The sequence below is a fragment of the Geobacter sp. SVR genome (assembly GCF_016865365.1).
Lineage (GTDB): Bacteria > Desulfobacterota > Desulfuromonadia > Geobacterales > Pseudopelobacteraceae > Pelotalea.
Genome location: NZ_AP024469.1, coordinates 1778655 through 1800775, shown reverse-complemented (window position 1 = coordinate 1800775; position 22121 = coordinate 1778655). Strand labels below are relative to the sequence as shown.

At 59.1% G+C, this 22121-nt stretch carries 22 protein-coding genes, 1 tRNA gene and 1 pseudogene; 16 read left to right on the top strand and 8 right to left on the bottom strand.

From position 1 onward, the window contains the following. The first annotated feature begins 79 nt into the window (after positions 1–79). The 5 genes from GSVR_RS08330 (at position 80) to GSVR_RS08310 (ending at position 4059) form a co-directional block, all read left to right on the top strand. Complete coding sequence (locus GSVR_RS08330) at positions 80–1273, top strand: MFS transporter (protein WP_173199142.1); 1194 nt, start codon at positions 80–82, stop codon at positions 1271–1273. Positions 1274–1530: 257 nt separating this feature from the next. Next, positions 1531–1974, top strand: coding sequence for a MarR family winged helix-turn-helix transcriptional regulator (locus GSVR_RS08325; protein WP_173199144.1), 444 nt, complete (start codon positions 1531–1533; stop codon positions 1972–1974). Positions 1975–2057: 83 nt separating this feature from the next. Beyond that, on the top strand, positions 2058–2648 hold the full coding sequence (locus GSVR_RS08320) for a YceI family protein (protein ID WP_173199146.1): 591 nt from the start codon (positions 2058–2060) through the stop codon (positions 2646–2648). Positions 2649–2734: 86 nt separating this feature from the next. Further along, complete coding sequence (locus GSVR_RS08315; protein ID WP_239077488.1) at positions 2735–3364, top strand: CoA pyrophosphatase; 630 nt, start codon at positions 2735–2737, stop codon at positions 3362–3364. After that, positions 3361–4059, top strand: a complete 699-nt coding sequence (locus tag GSVR_RS08310; protein ID WP_173199147.1) for a pirin family protein — start codon at positions 3361–3363, stop codon at positions 4057–4059. The genes GSVR_RS08315 and GSVR_RS08310 overlap by 4 nt, the downstream gene beginning before the upstream one ends. An 89-nt stretch (positions 4060–4148) precedes the next feature. Here the strand turns inward: GSVR_RS08310 and GSVR_RS08305 are convergent. From GSVR_RS08305 to GSVR_RS08295, 3 genes are all read right to left on the bottom strand, one after another. Then, positions 4149–4238, bottom strand: a tRNA-Ser gene (locus GSVR_RS08305). A 51-nt stretch (positions 4239–4289) separates the two neighbouring features. Continuing rightward, on the bottom strand, positions 4290–5216 hold the full coding sequence (locus GSVR_RS08300) for a DMT family transporter (protein WP_173199149.1): 927 nt from the start codon (positions 5214–5216) through the stop codon (positions 4290–4292). 50 nt (positions 5217–5266) lie between these two features. Next, positions 5267–5605 carry a cupin domain-containing protein gene (locus GSVR_RS08295; protein ID WP_173199151.1) on the bottom strand — a complete coding sequence of 113 codons (339 nt, stop codon included), beginning with the start codon at positions 5603–5605 and terminating at the stop codon, positions 5267–5269. A gap of 142 nt (positions 5606–5747) precedes the next feature. Between GSVR_RS08295 and GSVR_RS08290 the strand changes: the two genes are divergently transcribed. The 3 genes from GSVR_RS08290 to GSVR_RS08280 all read left to right on the top strand — a co-directional run bounded on the left by GSVR_RS08290 (position 5748) and on the right by GSVR_RS08280 (position 7635). After that, complete coding sequence (locus GSVR_RS08290) at positions 5748–5954, top strand: hypothetical protein (RefSeq protein WP_173199153.1); 207 nt, start codon at positions 5748–5750, stop codon at positions 5952–5954. Between the two features lie 67 nt (positions 5955–6021). Further along, on the top strand, positions 6022–6732 hold the full coding sequence (locus GSVR_RS08285; protein ID WP_173199155.1) for a two-component system response regulator: 711 nt from the start codon (positions 6022–6024) through the stop codon (positions 6730–6732). A gap of 180 nt (positions 6733–6912) precedes the next feature. Then, on the top strand, positions 6913–7635 hold the full coding sequence (locus GSVR_RS08280) for a BON domain-containing protein (RefSeq protein ID WP_173199157.1): 723 nt from the start codon (positions 6913–6915) through the stop codon (positions 7633–7635). Between the two features lie 56 nt (positions 7636–7691). On the opposite strand, the gene GSVR_RS08275 is transcribed toward GSVR_RS08280, so the two are convergent. Next, positions 7692–8084, bottom strand: coding sequence for a TraR/DksA family transcriptional regulator (locus GSVR_RS08275; protein ID WP_173199159.1), 393 nt, complete (start codon positions 8082–8084; stop codon positions 7692–7694). Between the two features lie 182 nt (positions 8085–8266). Between GSVR_RS08275 and GSVR_RS08270 the strand changes: the two genes are divergently transcribed. From GSVR_RS08270 to GSVR_RS08235, 8 genes and pseudogenes are all read left to right on the top strand, one after another. Then, positions 8267–9376: an MBL fold metallo-hydrolase gene (locus GSVR_RS08270; protein ID WP_173199161.1), complete on the top strand. Its 1110-nt coding sequence runs from the start codon at positions 8267–8269 to the stop codon at positions 9374–9376. Positions 9377–9506: 130 nt separating this feature from the next. Further along, positions 9507–10028: a DUF1440 domain-containing protein gene (locus GSVR_RS08265; protein ID WP_173199163.1), complete on the top strand. Its 522-nt coding sequence runs from the start codon at positions 9507–9509 to the stop codon at positions 10026–10028. Between the two features lie 82 nt (positions 10029–10110). Further along, positions 10111–10998, top strand: coding sequence for a sterol desaturase family protein (locus tag GSVR_RS08260; protein ID WP_173199165.1), 888 nt, complete (start codon positions 10111–10113; stop codon positions 10996–10998). A gap of 105 nt (positions 10999–11103) precedes the next feature. Then, positions 11104–11844, top strand: coding sequence for a M48 family metallopeptidase (locus GSVR_RS08255; RefSeq protein ID WP_173199167.1), 741 nt, complete (start codon positions 11104–11106; stop codon positions 11842–11844). A 42-nt stretch (positions 11845–11886) separates the two neighbouring features. Then, complete coding sequence (locus tag GSVR_RS08250; RefSeq protein ID WP_173199168.1) at positions 11887–12327, top strand: PPC domain-containing DNA-binding protein; 441 nt, start codon at positions 11887–11889, stop codon at positions 12325–12327. Between the two features lie 14 nt (positions 12328–12341). Then, positions 12342–13391 carry an amidohydrolase family protein gene (locus GSVR_RS08245; RefSeq protein WP_173199170.1) on the top strand — a complete coding sequence of 350 codons (1050 nt, stop codon included), beginning with the start codon at positions 12342–12344 and terminating at the stop codon, positions 13389–13391. Positions 13392–13480: 89 nt separating this feature from the next. After that, positions 13481–14164 (top strand): annotated as a pseudogene (locus GSVR_RS08240) (1-acyl-sn-glycerol-3-phosphate acyltransferase); the annotation flags it as partial. Between the two features lie 256 nt (positions 14165–14420). Further along, positions 14421–15404 carry a DUF3943 domain-containing protein gene (locus GSVR_RS08235; protein ID WP_173199174.1) on the top strand — a complete coding sequence of 328 codons (984 nt, stop codon included), beginning with the start codon at positions 14421–14423 and terminating at the stop codon, positions 15402–15404. A gap of 178 nt (positions 15405–15582) precedes the next feature. Here the strand turns inward: GSVR_RS08235 and hpnH are convergent, their stop codons facing one another. The 4 genes from hpnH to shc form a co-directional block, all read right to left on the bottom strand. Then, complete coding sequence (gene hpnH, locus GSVR_RS08230; RefSeq protein ID WP_173199176.1) at positions 15583–16581, bottom strand: adenosyl-hopene transferase HpnH; 999 nt, start codon at positions 16579–16581, stop codon at positions 15583–15585. 150 nt (positions 16582–16731) lie between these two features. Continuing rightward, positions 16732–18609, bottom strand: a complete 1878-nt coding sequence (dxs, locus tag GSVR_RS08225; RefSeq protein WP_173199178.1) for a 1-deoxy-D-xylulose-5-phosphate synthase — start codon at positions 18607–18609, stop codon at positions 16732–16734. 88 nt (positions 18610–18697) lie between these two features. Then, on the bottom strand, positions 18698–19681 hold the full coding sequence (gene hpnA / locus GSVR_RS08220; protein WP_173199309.1) for a hopanoid-associated sugar epimerase: 984 nt from the start codon (positions 19679–19681) through the stop codon (positions 18698–18700). 133 nt (positions 19682–19814) lie between these two features. Continuing rightward, positions 19815–21857, bottom strand: coding sequence for a squalene--hopene cyclase (shc, locus tag GSVR_RS08215; protein ID WP_173199179.1), 2043 nt, complete (start codon positions 21855–21857; stop codon positions 19815–19817). Positions 21858–22121 lie beyond the last annotated feature (264 nt).

Sequence of the window (22121 nt, the reverse complement as noted above, 5' to 3'; positions counted from 1 at the left end):
TTTCTCTATGATGATGCAGATGCTATAGTCGCCGCTCTCCGGAATCTCAGGATCATCATACTCCACAGGACGATGCATAATGCCGCGTAGAAACAGGTTTTGGCCGGAAAACTTCGATGTCCGTCTCGCCGCTCTTCTAATCGGCGTCACGCTTTCCACCCTCGATGCCAGTGCCCTGCAACTGGCGCTTCCCTCGATTGCTGCAGGATTCCACACCAATGCGGCTGCCGTTCAGGGGGCTGCCTCGCTGTATCTGATCGGCTCTGCGCTGGCCTTTTTACCCCTCTCCGGGCTCGCCGGGCGCATCGGTACCGTCAGGATCTACCGCATCTCCCTGCTGGCCTTCAGCGTGGTATCACTCCTCCTTGCCCTATCGCCGAATCTGACGACGCTCCTTGTGCTGCGCTTTGTGCAGGGTATTGCAGGTGCCGGCGTAATCGGCCTTGTCCCCGGACTTGCCGCAGCCACCTTCAAAGAGCGGAAAGGCTGGGCACTCGGCATGGTATCAGCCTCAGTCGCCGCCGGGACTCTTACCGGGCCTCCGATCGGTGGCCTGATGGTGGACGCCTTCGGCTGGCGCAGCATCTTCTATATCAACCTTCCGCTCGGCGTGGTGGCCTTGCTGCTGTCGGGCAACCTGGGCGAACTGCCCGGAGTGGGGCTGCGGGAAAGCCTGCGGCGGGTGATCGCCGCGCCGGCCTTTCTCCTGGCACTCCTGGCGACCGTGCTGTTCTACGCCCAGTCGTTCGGCACCAACCTTCTCTGGCCCTTCTATCTTGAGGCGAACGGAATGACCCCGAGCCGGGTGGGGTTCTTCATGCTGCTCCCACCGATCATGCTGTTGTTCTTGGGGCCATGGGCGGGGAAACTGTCGGACCGTAAGGGATTTGATCGGGTGAGTTGGCTGGGGAGCGTCGTACTGGCTCTCTCATCTCTGGTGCAGGGCGTGACCGGGCGTGTGGCGCTCGGACTGGCCGGCATCGGTTTTGGCAGGGCTCTCTTTCAGGCCGCCAACAACGCTGCGGTCCTGGCCCAGGCTCCCGAAGAAACCGAAGCCGTCGCTTCGGGCTTCCTCTCCATTGCCAGAGTGTCGGGCCAGGCCCTGGGAAGCATCATTGCCGGCAGCATGTGGGGCACTCTGGAACACCAGGGGGCGAAACATGCCTTTCTCGTCTCGAACCTGGTACTGGGAAGTCTGGCAGTACTGGCCGGAGTCATGATCAAGGGGCGCAGGAAGATCTCCACCGTGAATGGAAACCGGGAAGTTGAGTGACTGATGTTCACACCTGTCGTTTAAATAAAAATGGGTTACATGGTTGATCATTGATACCTCCTCGTGCGGGAGGAGCTCAATTCCTCCATGAGCCGTTTCTGGACATGGGTGCGCTGCTTCGCTCCTGATCGGAGAAGCGACTACTACGGAAGGGAGTGAGAGAGCCGAAAATCTGATGAAAAAAAATTGCTTGACGGTTTTATGACAACAATATAGTTTAATATTAAATTATACGAACTAGAACCACTGGATGTGCCATGAAATCTCCTGACCAACCAACATATCGCGCCCTGAACACCTACACGAAACTGATGCGTGCGGCCGAATCCGTGACGGGCCGGGTGAATCGCTCTATGGCGGAGTTCGATCTTACCATCAGCCAGTTCGGGGTCCTGGAGGCCCTGTACCACAAAGGCCCTTTGTGCCAGCGGGATGTGGCCGCCAAGATCCTCAAAAGCACCGGCAACATAACCCTGGTCATCGACAACCTGGAAAAACGGGGACTGGTGCGTCGGGAGCGGGACACAGAGGACCGGCGCTATCTGACCGTTCACCTCACCGGAGAGGGAACCTCGCTCATCGCCAGGGCCTTTGCGAAGGTCGAAGCGGCCATTGTTTCGGAAATGTCGTCGCTTGCCCAACCAGAACAGGAGCTGCTGGGAACCCTGTGTAAAAAATTGGGATTGAAAGGAGCCCCATGAAATAGAAGCCAAAAAAATTTGGACAATAAGTTTAACATCAAATCATACACCATCAAACCATTGTCGTAAAAAGGAGAATTGACATGAAACGCATCATCGCATCTATCGCAACCATCACCGCCCTGGCCCTGCCGGCGTTGGCTCCGGCCTCCACCTGGAACATCGATCCGGACCACTCCAATGTGGGCTTCAAGGTCAGGCACCTCATGGTATCCAACGTCAAAGGGAACTTCGAAAAGCATACAGGGGTCATTGATCTCAACGACAAGGACATAACCAAATCAAGGGTCGAAGTCACCATCGACACCAACTCGATCAACACCAACGTGCAGAAGCGGGATGAGCACCTGCGGAGCGCCGACTTCTTCGATGTGGCAAAATACCCGACCATGACCTTTGTCTCGAAAAAGGTGGCCAAGGCAGGTCAAGACAAGCTGAAGGTCACCGGCGACCTGACCCTGCACGGCGTGACCCGCCAGGTGGTGCTCGATGTGGATGGCCTGTCAAAGGAGAGCAAAGACCCTTGGGGCAATATCCGGCGCGGCACCACAGCCAGCACCAAGATCAACCGCAAGGATTACGGCCTGGTCTGGAATGCAGCCCTTGAAACCGGTGGGGTTGCCGTTGGCGAAGAAGTAACTATCACCATGGAAATCGAGATGATCAGGAAGTAACGGAATTTGCATCCGGCAGAGCCGGGCGGAGAAACGCCGCCCGGCTTTTTGGCACACTGGATACGTTTTTCACGGGATCGTGAATCATGGAATGCACCATGGACCAGATCAAGCAGATCAGCGCGGCGCTCAACAGCCATCCTCCCCGGATCATCGAGCCGGGGGGACGTGCCCGTGCCGCAGTTGCCCTGATCCTGCGCGATGAGTCAAATGGGCTGAATGGCCTTTTCATCGAGAGATCAAGCAATGAAAACGATCCCTGGTCCGGCCATATCGCCTTGCCCGGAGGCAGGGCGGAAGAATCGGACAGGGGCCCGAGACATACGGCCGAACGAGAGACACAGGAAGAGATTGGACTGAATCTTTCCGCTGCACGGTATCTGGGACGTCTCAGCGACATTGCCCCAGGCGGTTTGAATATAGTCATTTCCTGCTTCGTTTATGCAGTTACCGAAGAGCCGATACTGTATCCGGACCGGCATGAGATTGCGGAGGTATCCTGGTTTCCCGTTGGGGAGCTCGACAGGGCCGCCCGCCACTCACATGTGGAGTTCATGTTCCGTGGGAGGATGAGGAGGTTTCCGGCGGTGGAAATGTGGCGTGAGAACAAGCAGCAGATGTGGGGAATCACGTATCGCCTGCTGCGCAATCTGAACAAATTGCAGACCGTTCAGGTGATCGGAAGCGTGGTGTCGTTGAAAGGAGATAAACGATGATTGTCATAAGAAAGTCCGGAGAACGTGGGCACGCGGACCACGGTTGGCTGAACACCTACCATACATTTTCCTTTGCCAGCTACTACGACCCTGGGCATATGGGGTTCAGGGCGCTGCGGGTCATCAACGAGGACCGGGTCCGGCAGGGCCAGGGGTTTCCCATGCACCCCCATCGAGACATGGAGATCATCTCCTACGTACTGGAAGGGGCTCTGGAGCACCGGGACAGCATGGGTAACAGCAGCGTCATTCGCCCCGGCGAGGTGCAGCGGATGAGTGCCGGCACCGGCATAACCCACAGTGAATTCAACCATTTCAAAGACGAACCGGTTCACTCTCTTCAGATCTGGATCCTGCCGGACAATGAGGGGGTGACTCCCGGCTATGAACAGAAATTCTTCCCGGACACAGAGAAAAGGAAAAACCTGCGCTTGGTCGCCTCTTGGGATGGACGTGGCGGCTCCGTCACCATCAACCAGGATGCCAATCTGTATGCGGTTCTGCTTGAGAAGGGTGAAGAGGTTGTCCACCCCATACCCGCCAGCCGCCATGCATGGGTGCAGGTGGCTCGTGGAAAGGTACTGGTGAATGACCATCTCCTGGGACCGGGAGACGGCGCCGCAGCCAGTGACGAAGATCGGTTGGTCATTTCCGGGCAGGAAACCGCTGAATTGCTGGTGTTCGACCTTGCCTGACAGGTAACTTACAGGTGTATGAAATGAAAACAGGCTGATGCTTTAAAGCATCAGCCTGTTTAAAGTAGTTTTTCAACTACTAATCTTAGTGGCGGAGAGGTAGGGATTCGAACCCTAGGTACGCGCAAACGTACACCTGATTTCGAGTCAGGCACCATCGACCACTCGGACACCTCTCCGTGAGTGAATTTGTACTTTTACACCACTTTTCCGAAAAATTCAAGCATGGATCACTGGCTCGCGGTAACTACCTCTTCTTCGAGATACGGTTCCGTCGGACGGCGTTCCCTGAGGCAGCGTATCGCCAGCGGAAACAGCACGGCCAGGAAGATCAGCCCGCACCCCAGCCATTCCCGGCCGTTCAGGCGCTCTCCCAGTATGAAAAAACCGGCCAAAAGGCTCCAGACCGGGTCGAGGGTATAGATCAGACCGGCCTGGGTGGGAGTGACATAGCGCTGGAAGGCGTTCTGGACCGTGAAGCAGATCACCGTGGGAAACAGGGCGCAGTATGCGATGGTGGCCATCCCCTTCAGCGACGGCACAGCGTAGGTGGTGGGCAGCGCCAGTACCGTTGCCCCGGCCAGGCAGGCCACGGTAGCGAATTGCACCAGCGAAACCACATACACGTCGTCGTCCCGCAGCACCTTCGAAACGGTAATGATGTGACAGGCAATGAAAAAGGCGCAGATCAGGGACACCAGATCTCCCCGGCTGAAGCCGGCGCCGCTGCCAGTGGCCAGCAGCCAGATACCGGCTGCCGCCATGGCAATGCCGGCCATGCTGGTTCGGCCGATACGGTCCTTCCACAACACCCGGGTGATGATCGGGATCAGCAGTACGAACAGGTTGTTCAGCACCCCGGCCCGCGAGATGCTGGTGTCCTTGAGGCCGAACACGAAGCTGATATTGGTCAGGCCCAGCACAAGCCCTACCGTGATACCCCGGCGCAGTGTGGCGGCATTCAGTGCCGCCAGCCGTGGTGCCGCAACGATCAGCATGATGAGGGTTGCTACGCTGAAGCGCGCGAGAACGAACAGCTGCGGAGGGACTTCACGCAGTCCGATCTTTGTGAACAGAAAGCTGCCCCCCCAGAGCAGGGTCGTCAGAATCAGATAGGAATAGACTGTGCCCCGGGAGGGGTGTACGGATACGGACATGATTGTTCGAAAACTCCTTGGTCAGGCGCCGCCGAAAAGCGGCAGATTGGTTATCGAGGTGCGAAGTGCACTGCCAGCCAGATGGTATGGCGGTCGGGATCGGTCCAGGCGACACGGTGACGGCAATGGGCCGGTATGAGAAGATGATCCCCGCTTGCAAGCCGGCGGGGGGCAGGTTCCCCCTCCAGAAGCAGCAGCGCCTCCCCTGCCAGAAGCAGGACCCATTCGTCCTGGTCCTGATCGAACCATTCCCCTTCCGGCGAACACTGGCCCAGGGAAACGATTCGTTCGACGCGTGCACCTCCGGAGGCGGCCAGGGTCTGGAAAAGCTCTTCTGTCAGCACGGGGGGCAATCCCCCGAAAAGATTCGTGATTGTGCCGTTGTTCAACAAAAGCCTCGCATTTCATGGGTGCATCGGCGAATCGCTTCGTGCCGGTGCCATGCTCCATTGGATTCTTCAGCTGCAAACCGCTCAAGTCTGGTATATACTGGCCGATAATCTGGAAAAGGCCACAGCAAGGAGCCCAGCCATGCCACCATTCATAGAGGTATTCGTAATCATTTTCTCGATGATGGGGGGCTTCTTCCTGGTATTCCTGCTCATGTACCTGCTGGCGTTGCTCCTTGCACCTATCGAGCGCGGCCTGTCCAGGCTGATCTGGAGCGAGCCGCCGGCCAAGCCCTCCGCGCCGCCGAAAAGCTCCTTCAAGGACTTCAGTAGGAAGCATGGCACCTGATTACCGGGTGAGGCCCGGCTGGACCCCGCACAGAATATCAGCAATTTTTGTAAAACCGGAGTAAATAATGAATGCCGGAACGGACCGATCAACCATCCTGATTGTGGACGACGAGCTGTTGAGCGTCGAAATGCTCAAGAACATGCTGATGGAGGAATACGACGTCATCATGGCTTCCACGGCCGGCCAGGCGCTGAATATCGCGCTCCGGACCCCTCCCGATCTGATACTGATGGACATCCTGATGCCGGACATGACCGGCTACGAAGTCTGCCAGATCCTCAAGGACACTCCTGCCTGCCGCGACATACCGATCCTGTTCATTACCATACTGAGCGAAGCGGAAAACGAATCGTACGGACTTGCCATGGGGGCGGCCGACTTCATCATCAAGCCCTTCAATCCGACGCTTGTCAGGCTCAGGGTGAAGAACCACCTGGAACTCAAGCATCAGCGCGACATGCTCGTCAGCCGTGCCGCAGAGCTTCAACGCGTGAATCTGGATCTGGCCAACGAAATCGCTGAGCGGCAGCGTGTCCAGGAAGACCACGAGCTGCTGATCAGGGAGTTGCGTGAAGCCACCGCAAATGTGAAGGCCTTGAGCCGACTGCTTCCGATCTGCTCTTCGTGCCGGAAGGTGCGCGACGACAAAGGCTACTGGAACCAGCTCGAGCATTTTATCACCGAACATACCGAAATCGAATTCAGCCACGGATTGTGCGTGGAGTGCGCCAAGACCCTCTACCCCGAATTCTGCGACAGGATTCCCCTTTCCTGACCCAGCTCATTCTTTCCGATTCACCCCTCTCATCGTTATAGCTCCGTCCCCTCCAGGCACTGCAAACAGTCGTCGCCGGAGGCCTCCGTCATGCCTTCCCCGGGGTCACCGGCACCCTGCACGGCACCCGGCTTGTTTGGTATACTGTAAGTACCAACGGGAGGTTGAAAGGAGCGCGTCATGAGCAACCAGCAAACCATCAACACCGTATTAGCCGCTTTGGAGCGGGAACCGTCGGTAAATCTGCATACCTATCCCCTTCGCCTTGATTTCAGTGAGGGGGTGCTCACTCTGGAAGGGGAAGTTGAGGATATAGCTGCCAAGAAACGGACGCTGCTGGCCGGTGCCGGCGTTGCCGGAGTGGACCGGATAGTGGATCGCATTCGGCTAACCCCGGCCGAACGGATGCAGGACGGCGAAATCCGCGATCACGTCTGCAATACGCTGCAGGCCGAAAGCCTGTTGTCGTCCTGCGCCCTGTCGTCGATCGCAAAGGGAAAGCCCGAAACGGTCAGGGCCGGCGGCCCGGAGCCGGACGGTTCTATCGAGGTGGAGGTCAGGGATGGGGTCGTCATCCTCAACGGCACTGTCACCAGCCACTCCCATAAACGTCTGGCCGGCGTACTGGCCTGGTGGGTGCCCGGCAGCACCGACGTGGTCAATGGGATCGAAATCGACCCTCCTGAAGATGACAGTGCCGATGAGCTGGTGGATGCGGTCCGGCTGGTCCTGGAAAAGGACCCCTTCGTGAACGCGTCCCAGATCAGGGTCACCTGCGATAACTACATCGTCGTTCTGGAGGGGCTGGTAAAAAACGATGTCCAGAGAAAGATGGCAGAGGCGGACGCCTGGTATGTGTTCCAGGTCGATGGTGTCGTCAATCTGCTCGAGGTGGAGGAATAGCCGTGAAATTCCGGCGGCGGCAACCGCCTGCCGGCAGTGTAATCCGCATCGAGCGGCTACAGGGTCGGATGCGGCGGCGTAAGGGCGCTCTCCCGGCGGTTCTGGCACCTGAGGCAGCACGCCACGTAAGGATCGGCCTGCAACCGCGCCTCGGCGATCCACTCGCCGCAATCATCGCATATACCGTAGTTCCCCTCATCGAGCCTGCGGAGCGCCTCTTCAATCCGGGTCAGTTCCTCCCGACGTATGTCGGCCACTGCCAAGCTGATGTCCGCGAGAAGGTCGATGATCCCCCGCTCGCCGATGTCCTGGGGAAGGTCGTACTGGGGGGTAAGATCCTCTCCCTGCTTCCTGAACAGCTCATCACGCACTTCACTCCACAGCCGGCGCTTTTCCCCGGTCAAAAAAGCCCTCAGTTTTTCCTTCCGCTCATGGTCTGCCCGGCTCATGGTTTCCTCCTGGCGGTCCGTCCGCAGCCGGCTGCCGACGCCGTCCGCCGTTTTCCCGCACTGTCGGGTGCTATGCCTTCTTCATCGCGAGAGCTGACCCCTATTATACCACGAGTGCCCCTGGCCGCCAGGCGACGACAATCCGCACCGGGCGTTACAGCCGCCGTTCGAGAAAACTCCGCATGAAGCTACGCCTCCCCTTCCGCTACCTGGAGCCGGCCTTTTTCGCGGGCCTGCTGGACGACCCTTTGCTCTTTGTCCGTATCCGCCCGCTCCGGCGGGCCTTGCTGTTCGACTGCGGACAGATCGCCCATCTGTCCAAACGGGTCGTCAAGCCAATCGACACGGTGTTTATCACCCATGCCCATATGGACCATGTCATGGGCATCCCCACCCTGGTCCGCCATCACCATGTGTCTCCCCGCCCCCTGGATATCTTCGGTCCGCCCGGAATCGCTGAACGGATCGACCACCAGTTGCGGGGATACGACTGGAACCTGAGCGAACCGGGCTGGGTCACTATCCGCGTCCACGAGATCCGACCCGAGCACATCCTGCACTACAGTTTCAGTGGTCCCCACGGTTTTGCCTGTCGCTTCGAGCGGGAAGAACCGCGGACAGGGAGAGAGATCTGGTCCTGCCCCTATGCCGTGGTGGAGGCGGAACTGCTCGATCACCGGCTGCCGGTGCTGGCCTTCAGGCTCACGGAAAAAGAGGCCTTCGCCATAGATCCGGACCGGCTGGAGCGTTTGGGGCTGATGCCGGGAGAGTGGATCGCAGAGCTGAAGAAACGGGTCTGGAAACATCGCCCACAGGCGGAGGGCAGTGCACCGGCCGGCACCATGCCGGCCTCGTACGAGGGAGGAGGGAACCACACAGCACTTTACGAGAGCATCCGCAAAAAACGTCCTGCTGCGTCGCTCGGCTATCTGTGCGACGTGGGCCGGACCCCCGATAACGTCGCAAAGATCGAAGGGCTTTTGCGGGACGTCACCCTGCTCTGCGCCGACTGCACGTTTCTGGCAGAGGACGAGGACCGGGCCCGCGTTTCCTATCACCTCTGCACCGGCGATCTCAATCATTTGAGCGGGATACTTCGCCCCTGCTACCTGCTGCCGATGCACCTCTCCAAGAGCTACCTGCGCCGGACTGAAGACATCTACCGCGAACTGGCTCCCCCTCCCGACACCACCGTGCTGCGGCTGCCGGCGCACATAGTCCCGCCCCCCCTGACGGTCGAGGATGTGAAGGGCTGGCTGACGGTCGATCACCAGACGGCTGACAGGCCATAGCCGGCAGATTGTGATGTGGTCTCCCCCTCCTGCACCTCGGTTGACCCTCCTCGCGCTTCTGATAGCATTTTAGATAACGACAGATGAAGACGGTATGCTTTGGCCGAACAGACGGGAAAGGAGGCTGATCATGTCGAATTCCGATCCTTCGAAAACCGGTGGACACCCGCTCTTGCTGGCAGCCGCTGCCGGACTGGTTGCCGGGGCTGTAACCGGCCAGTCCGACCGTTTCATGAACAGGTTCGTCAGCATCCGCCACAAACTGCGCGACCGGCTGGTGCGCGAGGCCCCGGCTCATCAGCTGGCCGGCCCGTTTCTGGCCTCCAGAATTATCGGCAGGCGCCTTTCGCGCCAGGAGAAGAAACGGGCTCGGGCAGCCTTCTTTGCTGCCTACGGCACTGGCTGGGGACTGATTTATGCCGGCATGAGAAAGCGCTATCCGCGCCTGGCCCGGATGGGGGGCCTGCCCTTTGCCGTGCCCTTTTTCTTTTTCTGCGACGGCTTCATGGCCCCGCTGCTGGGGGTTTCACCCAACCTGCACCGCATCCCCTGGCAACCCAATGTCAAGGAGATGATCAATCACATCGCCTGGACCGCCGCGGCAGAAACGGTTCACCGGGCCGCACACCGTCTGGCTGCACGCAAGGCCTGATGCCGATGCATCCTGTCTCCGGTTACTCATCCGCTCCCTCTCCCGCCACCCGGCGCGGGGCACCGGAAAGGTGTTGAAGGGCATGCCGGACAAGCGTGACGTGATCATGCGGGAGCCCCCCAGCTGGCTGAACGCCCTGCTGGTGGTCGGAACGCTGGCGACAATCGTCTGGCTGGAAAGCAGGCGTCCCCTGCGCAGGATGCGACAGGACCGGCTCTGGCGCACCGTCCGCAATCTGAGCATGTCTGCCATGACCGCCACAACGGTCGCCCTCGCCGAAAAGCCGATCACCGCTCATCTGACACTGGCGGTCCAGCGCCATCGCTGGGGCCTGCTCAAACTGGCCCGCCTGCCGGCCTGGCTGGAATTGCTGTTCTCGGTGATACTGCTGGATTACACGCTGTACATCTGGCACTACCTGACCCACAAAGTCCCGCCGCTGTGGCGGTTCCATCAGGCACATCACGTCGATCTCGACCTGGACGCCTCAACGGCGCTCCGATTCCATGCCGGGGAGATGCTGTTGTCGGCGCCGTGGCGGGGGACCCAGGTCCTGCTGCTGGGGATCTCCCCTCTGGGGCTGGCCGTGTGGCAGACCCTGACCCTGATGGAAATCATGTTCCACCACTCCAACCTGCAGCTTCCCATCGCCCTGGAGCGCCGGCTGTCCCGGCTGATCGTCACTCCCCGCATGCACGGCATCCATCATTCCATCGTCCGGCAAGAGACCGACTCCAACTGGTCCACCATCTTCAGCTGGCCCGACCGTCTGCACGGCACGCTCCGCCTGAATGTGCCGCAGCAGGCCATCACCATCGGCGTACCCGCCTTCCAGGACCCGGCAGAGTTGACGCTCGGCAGGGTCATGGCATTACCGTTCAAGGACGAGCGTCCCGGCTGGCGGCTGGCAGGGGACGGCGAACCGCAGCGGGAGCCGCAGCCCCTGCCCCTGAACGAGCTGGCCGAGTGATATCGGCTCACCCTCCGCCGATTCCTGCACCATTGATTTGCCTGTCTCCCCCTTACCTGTTCCGTGGTACAATCCGGACCACATCATCGCCGGACAGGAGCCACGGTGGGCACGACACGCTACAAACTGCGGGAAGACAGTATCATCGTTCACGACGATACCATCCGCTTTCATTACTATCTCTCCCGGCGACGCCGGACGCTGGGGCTTTCGGTCAAGGCCGACGGCAGCATAATCGTCCGCTCTCCGGCCGGGGTATCGTTGCGGGCCATCCGCGACTTTGTCGCACGCCAGGCGCAGTGGATCGCCAGGGCGCGGCAGCAGATTGCCGGCCGGGTACAGCGGCCCGAGCAGCGCTTCGAAGAGGGGACGGAACATCTCTATCTGGGGGAACGTTACCGGCTGGTGGTCAGGCAGGGGGAGCAAAACCGGGTAGACCTGGGCGACGATGCCGTACTGGTGGTCACGATCCGGGCAACGGTATCAGCCGACGACCACGTCCGCGCCACGCTCTCCCGCTGGTATCTCCGGCAGGCGGAAGCGGTATTTCAGCAGCGTCTGGCAGCCTGCCAGAAGCTCGTCGAACCGGCGGGCATCCCCCTGCCGGCCGGACTGGTGATCCGCCCCATGCGCAGCCGCTGGGGCAGCTATTCCTACCGTACCCGGCGCATATGCCTGAATCTGCACCTGATCCGCGCCCCGCTGCACTGCCTCGATTACGTCATCATCCACGAGCTGTGCCACGCCCGGGCCAGGCACCATGGTCCCGATTTCTGGCGGCTGGTGGAGCGCTTTGTGCCGGACCACCTGCGCATCAGGAAAGAACTGACGGCCTTTACCGGGTGACCTGACAACAGATCCGAATACGATGAAACAAGAGGAGGAGTCATGCAGTATCAGGCGGGAAGACCGGGCAGGATATTCGTGGTGCGTTTCAACGACGGCGACGACGTGCTGGCGGGGCTGGAGACCATCTGCCGCGATGAGGATGTGCAGGCCGCCTGCTTCAGCGTAGTGGGGGGCATGAAACGGGGCCGCTACGTGGTGGGACCGGAGACGGAGGAGATGCCGCCGATACCGGTCTGGCGCGACCTGCAAGAGAGCCACGAGGCGGTGGGCTTCGGGACGATCTTCCGGCACGAAGGGAGCCCCCGGGTCCATTTCCACGGCGCCTACGGCAAGCGCGACAGCGTCAAGGCGGGTTGTCTGCGGGAGGGGAGCGAGGCCTTTCTGGTGCTGGAGGCGGTCATTACCGAGATACTGGATGTGGATGCGGTGCGCGAGCACGATCCGGCCTCGGGCATGGTGCTGCTGAAGATGCGGGGATAGCTCGACGAGAAATCATGCCAGCACCTGTTCCCATCATCGATATCCACTGTCACACCGCCGGCATCGGCGCCGGCGCCAGCGGCTGTTTCGTCTCCCGCGCCATGCGCCGCAATGTCCGCTTCCATTTCTTTCTGAAGGCCTTCGGCGTGACCGAACGGGAGCTGATCGAACTGGGTGACACACTGGTCCTGGAACGGCTGTCGCAGGGTCTGGCAGAATCGCACCGGGTATCGGCCGCCGTGGTGCTGGCCATGGATGGCGTGGTGGATAGACAGGGCCGGCTGGACAAGGCGGCCACGGAGATCTACATCCCCAATGAATTCCTGGCACGGGAGTGCCGTCGGCTCGGCAATCTGCTGTTCGGCGCCAGCGTCAATCCCTATCGGCCGGATGCCCTGGAACGGCTCGACCGCATTACTGCCTACGGAGCGGTGCTGCTGAAGTGGCTCCCCGCGATCCAGGGCATAGATCCCGCAGATCGGAGGCTGGCCCCCTTCTACCGTCGCCTGCGAGAACTGGAGCTGCCGCTGTTGAGCCATACCGGCAACGAGGAATCCTTCACCCGCAGCGACAACAGCCTGGCCGATCCCCTGCGGCTGCGTCGTGCACTGGACGAGGGGGTAACCGTGATTGCCGCTCATTGCGCCAGCAATGGCAGAAATGACGGTCAGTCAAATCTGGAACGCCTGCTGCCGCTCTTCACAACCTATCCGAACCTGTATGCCGACCTTTCCAGTCTGACCCAGGCCAATCGGCTGGGGCATCTGCCCCGGGTGCTGCAGCACGTGGAGATCTACGAGCGCCTGCTGTACGGCAGCGACATGCCGATCATCAACAGCTTTGTCACCTCCCCCTGGTGGCACGCCTACCGGCTTCCGCTGGCGGAAACGCGGCGCATTGTCGCCATCCGCAACCCCTGGGACCGGGATGTGGAATTGAAGCGAGCGCTGGGGGTGACGGAGGAGATGCTGGGGAATAGTGGGAAACTGCTTGCAGAAAAAGGGAAGCTTAAAGCAGCCCTCATGGTGAAGAATCGCATTACAAGAGAAGAGATAGTGTCATGACCACCACGGATCCGACAGCACATAAACTGCACCGATTATTCAGCCGCCTCACTGTTACCCGGTTTCTGGCGGCGATGCGCGGTAATAGCCTCAAGCTGCTGATATTGCCCGACCACCTGTTGCGCTTTATTGTTCTTGCGACCATGCGCCTCTGCTACCGCCTGCGTGTCATCGGCGGCGAATATCTGCCCGCAGAGGGGGCCGCACTACTGATTCCCAATCATGTTACCTGGATCGATGCCCTGCTCCTGAGTGCCACCAGCCAACGCCGCATTCGCTTTGTCATGGAACGCCGCATTTACAATACGCCGCTTCTGCGCGGCCTGTTCCGGCTGATGGGAGTGATCCCCGTTTCATCGGAAGATGGCAGAAAGGGGTTGCTGGAGTTTATGAAACAGGCCCGGGCCGCGCTGGATGCCGGGTACCTTGTCTGCATCTTCGCCGAAGGGCGATTGACCCGCAACGGTATGCTGAGCGAGTTCCGTGGCGGCTTTGAGCGCATCGTCAAGGGGACCGGCTATCCGATCATCCCGGTCTACATCGGCGGTGCCTGGGGCAGCATCCTTTCCTATGCCCACGGCCGCCTGCTGTCGCGCCTGCCGGTCCTACCCCCTCCCCCGGTCACGGTTCTCTTCGCTCAACCGCTGTCCTCTGATGCAACCGCCATGGAGGTGAGGCAACAGGTGGAAGAACTGTCGCGCGCATATCTCGACTCGCACAAACTGCGCCGCAGGCTGCAGGAACAGACCTTCATACCGCCGACCCGCCACAACAGACGGTGCCGGGATTAGGCATGAAGAGGTCGGCCATCCTTCATGGGCTTCTATATTGATTAAGTCACACCAAGGTGTAAACTTCCCTTAAAAAGAACATCCAAAAGTAGAGCCTCTGGCATTGTGCCGCCAGGAGGCTGTGTAATCGACGCCGAGATTCTGGTGAAGGGCATCTGTCGGAAGCACGATATCTCTGAGACATCTGACGTTTTCAGCTTTTGACATCTTTCCAAATGGCCGACACCAGGAGATCTACGTGCTCCTCCCTGCACTATGTTCCATCACCCGTCAGTGGTTCGGACGAGCTGTAGGTTTGGCTTGGGTTGCGCAGTTCCTGGTGCTGACAACCCACACCGAAACATCCGCGAGTGCGCTGCCACAATCCAGTCCTCGAACCGTTATCGCTAAATCAGCGCCCGCCAGTTTTCCTGCCGCTGATGAAAACCGTCCTGATGATGTCCATCCGGGCGTCAGCAGCGGCGAATCCTTGATTACAAAAACTGCCTTTACTAACACTACGTCCAGTCAAGCCGGCACTTTTTCGGTGCCCTCCACCGAAGGCCCTGCTGGCGAACCACCATCACTCACAGCCATTGAAGAGAACCATGCCCCGGACTGGAATGGGGTCTGGCGCGATACGGGCATCTTACTCGGCTCTCAGGTTGCGGTCACTGGTATTCTCTATCTCTTGCCAGAGAATGTTTCCGGATGGAGCGAAGAGCAAAAGGAGAACTGTTTTAAGAATTATTCCAAAAATTTCGGCCATCCAGCTTGGGATAGCGATGACTTCTATATGAATTATATCCTTCATCCTTACTGGGGAGCCACTTACTACATCCGGGCAAGGGAGCGCGGTCTGGATAAAGTTCCTTCGTTCCTTTATTCTGCGCTGATGTCCGCAATGTTCGAGTTCGGCTTTGAGTGTTTTTTTGAGAAGCCCTCCATCCAGGACCTGATTGTTACCCCCGTCGGTGGCTCACTTCTGGGAGCGTACCTCTTCGAACCTTTGCGGGAATCAATCAAGCGCAAGCAGGAATTGCGCTGGTACGATAGCGCGTTACTCGTCATCACCGACCCCATAGGCGTTCTCAGTGCAGCATTTGAAAAACTGTTCGGCATAAAGTCCAGCGTCAGGATCAATTATTCAGGTTCCCCATTGCAGAGGCTTTCCGATAGATCCACCATTCAATCGAAGAGCAACCGTACTGCCGGTGTTTTCCTGCAATTTCCTTTTGATTAGGTAGGCTCCCGCCAAGCTTGAATTTCGAGAGTTACAACTTTTCCTTCATGTTAGATAGTGGGTAGGACAGAATTAAAAGGCCCGCTAAATCTATTTGTAGAGATTAGCGGGCCATAGGCATGCTGTATTAAAAAAGAAATCTAAGATATTCCAATAAAAGTCATAATCCGCCGAAATATCAGGTCAGGTTCCAGATAAACATCTCCCAGACATCCTTGAAACTCTTGCCGATCTCGCTGACCACCGTAGGCTCGAAGCCGCAGTGCATCATGCATTGGGCGCAGCGTGCGTCCTTGCCGACGCCGTATTTTTCCCAGTCGGTCTTCTCCATCATCTCTTTGAAACTCGGGTAATGCGCATCGGTGATGAGATAGCAGGGAGCCTTCCAGCCGCGCGGGTTGCGGGTGGGGTTGCCCCAGGGGGTACACTCGAGCTTCTTCTCCCCTTTCAGGAAACGCAGGTACATGGGAGTGGAATAAAAGCGATGCTTCTTGCTCATTTCGTACACTTCGGCGAATTTCTTCTCGATCTCGCGGCGCTCCAGGAACAGCTTTTCTCCCACCGCCTCGTAACCGAATCCGGGAGCCACCAGCAGGCCGTCCACCCCGAGCTCCTCCAGGCGGGTGAAGAGCATCTCGATCTCCACCAGATTGGTCTCCTTGAAGATGGTCGTGTTCGTGCAGACCCGGAAGCCGAGCTTCTTGGCCTTGATGATGCCCTGCATGGCGATCTTGAAAGCCCCTTTGCGCTCCAGGATGCGGTCATGGGTCTCTTCCAGGCCGTCCATGTGCACGTTGAGGGTGAAGTTCGGATGGGGCTTCATACTGTCCAGCGCCTTCTCCAGCAGAATGCCGTTGGTGCAGAGGTAGATGTGCTTGCCGCGCTCCAGGGTGCCCTGGATCAAGTCGAAAATATGGGGGTAGAGAAACGGTTCGCCGCCGGTGATGGTGACGACCGGAGCCGGGCATTCGTCGACGGAAGCGAGGCACTCCTCCAGGCTCATCATCTCCTGGATCGTGTCGGCATACTCGCGGATGCGGCCACAGCCGGAGCAGGCCAGGTTGCAGAGGTGAGTCGGTTCGAGCATCAGGACCAGCGGAAACTTTTCGACCTTGTTGAGCTTGTTGCCGACGATGTAGCGGGTCAGGTCGTAGTTGAGGCGCATCGGGAAACGCATTGGGTACATCCTTTCATATTTTGGACATCAAACTTTCCTCGGTTTAACGGGGGGAGCTACCTACAACATGCAACAGGGATTCACAGGATAAAAAAGGATTTACTTCGATCCCGTTTATCCTGTCCATCCCTGTAAAAAAACCTGTTCCTGTCAGTTACCTGTCAAAAATACCTTCACCGCAGCAGCGATGCCGTCGGCATCGATACCGAGATCCCTGCGCAATTGGGCCTGGGAGCCGTGCTCGATGTAGCGGTCTGGAATACCGAGGCGCTTGACCCGGATATTCTGCAAGCCGTTGTCGTACAGCGCCTCCATTACGGCACTGCCGAAGCCTCCTTGCAGGGCGTTCTCCTCGACGGTGAGAACCCGGCCGGTCTGCCGGGCAGCCGCCAGGATCAGGTCGGCATCCAGCGGCTTGACGAACCGGGCGTTGATCACCGTTGCCTTGATTCCCTCATGCAGCAATGCCTCCGCAGCCAGCAAGGCAGGATGGACAGTGGAACCGATGGCGGCTATACAGATATCGCCACCTTCCGCGAGAAGTTCCCCTTTGCCCGGCACCAGGGTCTTCAGCTCGGCATCCATCTCCACGCCATAGCCGGCTCCGCGCGGGTAGCGCAGTGCCATCGGGACCCCGGAATAGACGGCCGTATTCAGCATGTGGCGCAGCTCGTTCTCGTCCTTGGGAGCCATGATACTGATCCCGGGCAGGTGCCGCAGAAAGGAGAAGTCGAACACGCCGTGGTGCGTGGGGCCGTCGTCCCCCACTACCCCGGCGCGGTCCATGGCGATCGTCACCGGCAGCTTCTGCAGGCAGACATCGTGAAAGACCTGATCGTAGGCGCGCTGCAGAAAGGTGGAGTATATGGCGGTCACCGGTCGGTAACCATCGGCAGCCAGGCCGGCTGCAAACGTCATGGCATGCTGTTCGGCAATGCCCACATCGAAAAAGCGCTGCGGAAAGCGCTCCGCAAACCGGTTCAGCCCGGTGCCGTCGGGCATGGCCGCGGTAATGGCGATGATCTTGGGATCGCGCTCGGCCAGTTGCATCATGGTATCGCCAAACACCTCGGTATAGGACTTGGCAGCCGCCTTGGCCGCCCCCTTGCCGGTGGAGATGTCGAAAGCCCCCACGCCGTGATACTTGTCGGGAGTGTCCTCGGCCGGCTTGTAGCCCTTGCCCTTGGTGGTCATGACATGCACCAGCAACGGGCCGTCCAGTTCGTTGATGTTGTTGAAGACCTCCACCAGCTGACGCAGGTCGTGGCCGTCCAGCGGCCCCAGATAGTCGAATCCGAGCGCCTCGAACAGCGATCCCGGCGTCAGGAAACCTTTCAGGGAATTCTCGGCACGTTTGGCAAAGTGCAGGATATCGCTGCCAATGGCCGGGATATGCCGCAACAGCCCCTGCATTTCCTTCTTCAGGTCGCGGAAATAGCGGCCGGTCATCTTGCGCGAGATGAACGAGGAAAAGGCCCCTACGTTCTTGGAGATCGACATCTCGTTGTCATTGAGGATGACGATCAGGTTCTTCTTGAGGTGGCCGGCCTGGTTGAGCGCCTCGAACGCCATGCCGCCGGTCAGTGACCCATCACCGATCACGGCAATGGCATGATTCTTCCGCCCTGACAGATCAGCCGCCGCTGCCATGCCGAGTCCGGCGGAGATTGAGGTCGAGGAATGTCCGACCCCGAAGGCATCGTGCTGGGATTCGCAGCGTTTGGGGAAACCGGACAGCCCCTTGTACTGGCGCTGGGTGTGGAAGCGGTCGCGCCGGCCGGTGAGTATCTTGTGGGTGTAGGCCTGATGCCCCACATCCCAGATAATTTTATCCTCCGGCGAATTGAAACAGTAGTGCAGGGCGATGCTCAACTCGACCGCGCCCAGATTCGATCCCAGGTGTCCGCCCGTTTCCGAAACGGTCTCCAGCAGAAACCGGCGCAGTTCTTCTGCCAGGTCAGGCAGTTGCTCCGGCTTCAGCTTTTTGAGGTCGGCCGGCGAATCTATGCTCGCGAGATAATTGGACATTATTTTTTTCTCCATCCGAAAATGAGGCAGTTTATCACAAAAAGGGCCAGCAGCGCAGCAATTATGAAAAAGGGGCACCTCCGCCCTGTCAGGCGTAGCCATGCCCCCTGAACCATTCCACCGCACGCTCCAGGGCGGTCCTGACCGACGTCTGTGGCAAGCCCAGCTCCCTGATGGCCTTAGAAGAATCGAAGTACATGAATTTGGCGGCCATCTGCACCCCGGCCAGGGGTATCAGAGGCTCCCTGCCGGTAATCTTCGAGAGCGCCTCGTTGAGATGGGCCGCCAGCAGGATCGGCGTGTAGGGCAGACTGACCTTGGGGGCCGGCAGACCGGTGATTTCCGCCAGCAACACGAAGATTTCCCTCAGTGTCAGGTTGGTGTTGCCCAGGATGTATTTCTCGCCGATGCGCCCCTTCCGCTCCGCCAGTATGTGGCCACGGGCGCAATCTTCCACGGCGATGATGTTCAGACCGGTGTCGAGATAGGCGGGCATGCGGCGATTGAGAAAGTCCACGATGATCTTTCCGGTCGGCGTCGGCTTGATATCCAGGGGGCCAACCGGCGTGGAGGGATTGACGATCACAAGCGGCAGCCCCTTCGAGATATACTTCTCCGCTTCGCGCTCCGCCAGAAACTTGCTCTTCTTGTAGTGACCGACCATATCCGCCATGGTGACCGGCGTGGTCTCGCTGCCAGGAGTGCCGTCGCCGGGGTTGCCGAGCGTACCGACACTGCTGGTATAGACCACCCTGGTAAGTCCGTTGGCCAGGGCAGCATCCAGGATGGCAGCGGTACCCTCGACGTTGATGCGGTACATTTCCTGCGGCGTGCGTGTCCAGAGACGATAATCGGCAGCGGCGTGGTACAGCACATCGCAGCCTTTCAGGCCTTTGACGAGGCTTTCCCGGTCGCGCAGATCGCCGGTGTGGAGTTCCAGGTCGAGCCCGGTCAGATTGGAGGTGTCGGAGCCCGCCCTCACCAGAACCCGCACCTCGCGCCCCTCGCTCAGCAGTTCGCGGGCGATACTCGCACCGATGAAACCGGTTGCCCCGGTTATGAAGGTTTTCATGGCCATCTGATTCTTCCTTGCCCCGGTAATGATGCCTGGCATCAAATCGGGACCGCTGAAAAAGGGGAAGCCCCGGAGATTGAAAACCGGGGCTCCCAGTCGGCTAAACCTGAAGTGCTGGCAGAGTTCTTGTTCAGCGCTCTCTGCCTGCGGTCAGGCGGCGATATTTGCCCAGCGCGGTCAGCGGGAAACAGTTGCGATAGATATGGTACTTGATCATGAAAAACTTGGGAAATCCGGTGCCGGTAAAAGCATCCTCATCCCAGGTTCCGTCCTGCTTCTGGGTTGTCAGCAGGTATTCAACCCCCCTGGCGGCGGCCTGCGAATGCGCCTCGCCGGCCGCGAACAGGGCCAGCAGCGACCAGGCCGTCTGGGAAGCGGTACTGGGGCCGCTGCCCATCAGTGAACGGTCGCAGTACGATTCGCACACTTCGCCCCAGCCGCCGTCGATGTTCTGCTTGGACTTGTACCAGTTGACCGCCTTGCGGATATAGGGCTGGTTCATGTCTTCGCCGATGGCCTGAAGACCGCACAAGACCGACCAGGTTCCGTAGATGTAGTTGACTCCCCAGCGTCCCCACCAGGGTCCTTCCGGCTCCTGCTCGCGCTTGAGGAATTCGAGAGCCCGGGCAGCGGCCGGATGGCTGGAGGAATAGTTGAAGTTGCCCATCAACTCCAGCATGCGGCCGGTCAGATCGGCCGTGGGGGGATCGATCAAGGCCTCCAGATCGGCAAACGGAATCTTGTTGAGCAAGTACTTGGTATTGTCCTTGTCAAAGGCGCCCCAGCCGCCATTTTTGCTCTGCATGCCCAGGCACCAGGCAATGCCGCGCTTGATGGCCTGTTCCTTGTGTTTCCTGTCGCGTACCTTGACGTCCTTGATGGCCAGCATGACGAAGCCGGAATCATCCACGTCGGGGTACCAGTCGTTCAGGAACTCGAAGGCCCAGCCACCCGGCTCCAATTCGGGTGATTTCACCTGCCAGTCACCCTTGCGGCGCACCTCAAGATCCAGCAACCACTGGGCCGCCTTGACCAGGGCGGGATGATCGGCGGGAACCCCTGCCTCCTGCATGGCAACCAGCGCCAGGGCCGTATCCCACACCGGTGAAACACAGGATTGCAGAACGATGCTCTCCTCGTCCTCGATGCTGAAATTGGCCAGCGCCTCCAGCCCCTTGACAACAGCGGGATGGTCGTTGGCATAGCCCAGGCAGTGCAGCGCCAGAACGGAATTGAGCATAGCCGGCTGAATGCCGCCCCAGTCGCCGGTCGGTTCCTGGTGTTCCAGAATCCACTGTTCAGCGGTGGCCGTGGCCTTTTTCCGGAAAGGCCTGATCGGGCTGGACTCGTAGACCTTCAGCAAGTGATCGACGCCGACGAAGAAGTTCTTCCAGGTCAGGATGCCGTCTTCCTTGGAGAAGGTGTAATCGGTCGGCCGGGGGGGACGGACGTACAGTTCCTGGACCCTGGCCCAGGGGGGCAGCTTGCGTACCGGACGCTCCGCCATCACCACCGACAGTGGGATGATGGTGGCACGGGACCAGCTGGAAAGCTCGTACATGTTGAAGTATGCCCAATCCGGCAGCAGCATCAGCTCGATCGGCATGGATGGGACGCCGAACCAGGCGAATTCACCGAACAGCGCCAGGAAGATCTTGGTGAAGACGCGGGCCTTGATGATGCCCCCGTTGGCGTGGATGAACTCGCGCGCCTTGACCATGGCGGGATGCTCTGCGGAATATCCTGCCAGCTTCAGGGCAAAATAGGCCTCGATGGTGGTGGAGAGATCGCCGGGGCCGTTGTACCACAGGGTCCAATACCCCTCGAAGGTCTGCTTGCTGAGGATATAGTTGGCCAGCTTGCGCTCGCGCACCTTGTCCACCATGCCGAGAAAGTGGAACAGCATGATGTACTCGGCCGTAATGGTGACGTTGGATTCCAGTTCGGCCCACCAGTAGCCGTCCGGCAACTGCTCGCGAAAAAAGAAGTCGCGTGTGCGCTCGATGGCCTTGTCCACGGGACTTTTGGAGTCGCCGACCATTTTTTTCCAGATCGAAGGGGGCAGGTGATGGACTTTGGCCGAGGTTTTTTTGGGTGCTTCGACAACCGGCGCGGCTGTTTCGGTATTGAAAGATGTCAGTGCGGTAGATATCGGATACTTACCTGGGTTCATTCACTACGCTCCTGATGGGTTGCGGATGCTGCGGTATCGTGATTATACGACTGGCAAACTGAGCGTAAATATCACAAAATTCTCAAAAAGTATATCCCTTTTGATCAAACTGTATACCGCGTGTTTGTCATTCACACACCGGATGGGGGAATTGAGATTTGCCAGCCCCGCATCTGCTGTGTTATAAAACCAGATCGATTGCTACCCGGATCGGAGGGGCTTCCCATGCCTCGCCGCCTGATTCAGGATTCATTCAGCACGCAT

Coding starts and splice junctions, on each gene's coding strand:
- GSVR_RS08330 (WP_173199142.1), top strand. CDS start 80: ATGCCGCGTAGAAACAGGTTTTGGCCGGAAAACTTCGATGTCCGTCTC.
- GSVR_RS08325 (WP_173199144.1), top strand. CDS start 1,531: ATGAAATCTCCTGACCAACCAACATATCGCGCCCTGAACACCTACACG.
- GSVR_RS08320 (WP_173199146.1), top strand. CDS start 2,058: ATGAAACGCATCATCGCATCTATCGCAACCATCACCGCCCTGGCCCTG.
- GSVR_RS08315 (WP_239077488.1), top strand. CDS start 2,735: ATGGAATGCACCATGGACCAGATCAAGCAGATCAGCGCGGCGCTCAAC.
- GSVR_RS08310 (WP_173199147.1), top strand. CDS start 3,361: ATGATTGTCATAAGAAAGTCCGGAGAACGTGGGCACGCGGACCACGGT.
- GSVR_RS08300 (WP_173199149.1), bottom strand. CDS start 5,216: ATGTCCGTATCCGTACACCCCTCCCGGGGCACAGTCTATTCCTATCTG.
- GSVR_RS08290 (WP_173199153.1), top strand. CDS start 5,748: ATGCCACCATTCATAGAGGTATTCGTAATCATTTTCTCGATGATGGGG.
- GSVR_RS08285 (WP_173199155.1), top strand. CDS start 6,022: ATGAATGCCGGAACGGACCGATCAACCATCCTGATTGTGGACGACGAG.
- GSVR_RS08280 (WP_173199157.1), top strand. CDS start 6,913: ATGAGCAACCAGCAAACCATCAACACCGTATTAGCCGCTTTGGAGCGG.
- GSVR_RS08275 (WP_173199159.1), bottom strand. CDS start 8,084: ATGAGCCGGGCAGACCATGAGCGGAAGGAAAAACTGAGGGCTTTTTTG.
- GSVR_RS08270 (WP_173199161.1), top strand. CDS start 8,267: ATGAAGCTACGCCTCCCCTTCCGCTACCTGGAGCCGGCCTTTTTCGCG.
- GSVR_RS08265 (WP_173199163.1), top strand. CDS start 9,507: ATGTCGAATTCCGATCCTTCGAAAACCGGTGGACACCCGCTCTTGCTG.
- GSVR_RS08260 (WP_173199165.1), top strand. CDS start 10,111: ATGCCGGACAAGCGTGACGTGATCATGCGGGAGCCCCCCAGCTGGCTG.
- GSVR_RS08250 (WP_173199168.1), top strand. CDS start 11,887: ATGCAGTATCAGGCGGGAAGACCGGGCAGGATATTCGTGGTGCGTTTC.
- GSVR_RS08245 (WP_173199170.1), top strand. CDS start 12,342: ATGCCAGCACCTGTTCCCATCATCGATATCCACTGTCACACCGCCGGC.
- hpnH (WP_173199176.1), bottom strand. CDS start 16,581: ATGCGTTTCCCGATGCGCCTCAACTACGACCTGACCCGCTACATCGTC.
- dxs (WP_173199178.1), bottom strand. CDS start 18,609: ATGTCCAATTATCTCGCGAGCATAGATTCGCCGGCCGACCTCAAAAAG.
- hpnA (WP_173199309.1), bottom strand. CDS start 19,681: ATGAAAACCTTCATAACCGGGGCAACCGGTTTCATCGGTGCGAGTATC.
- shc (WP_173199179.1), bottom strand. CDS start 21,857: ATGAACCCAGGTAAGTATCCGATATCTACCGCACTGACATCTTTCAAT.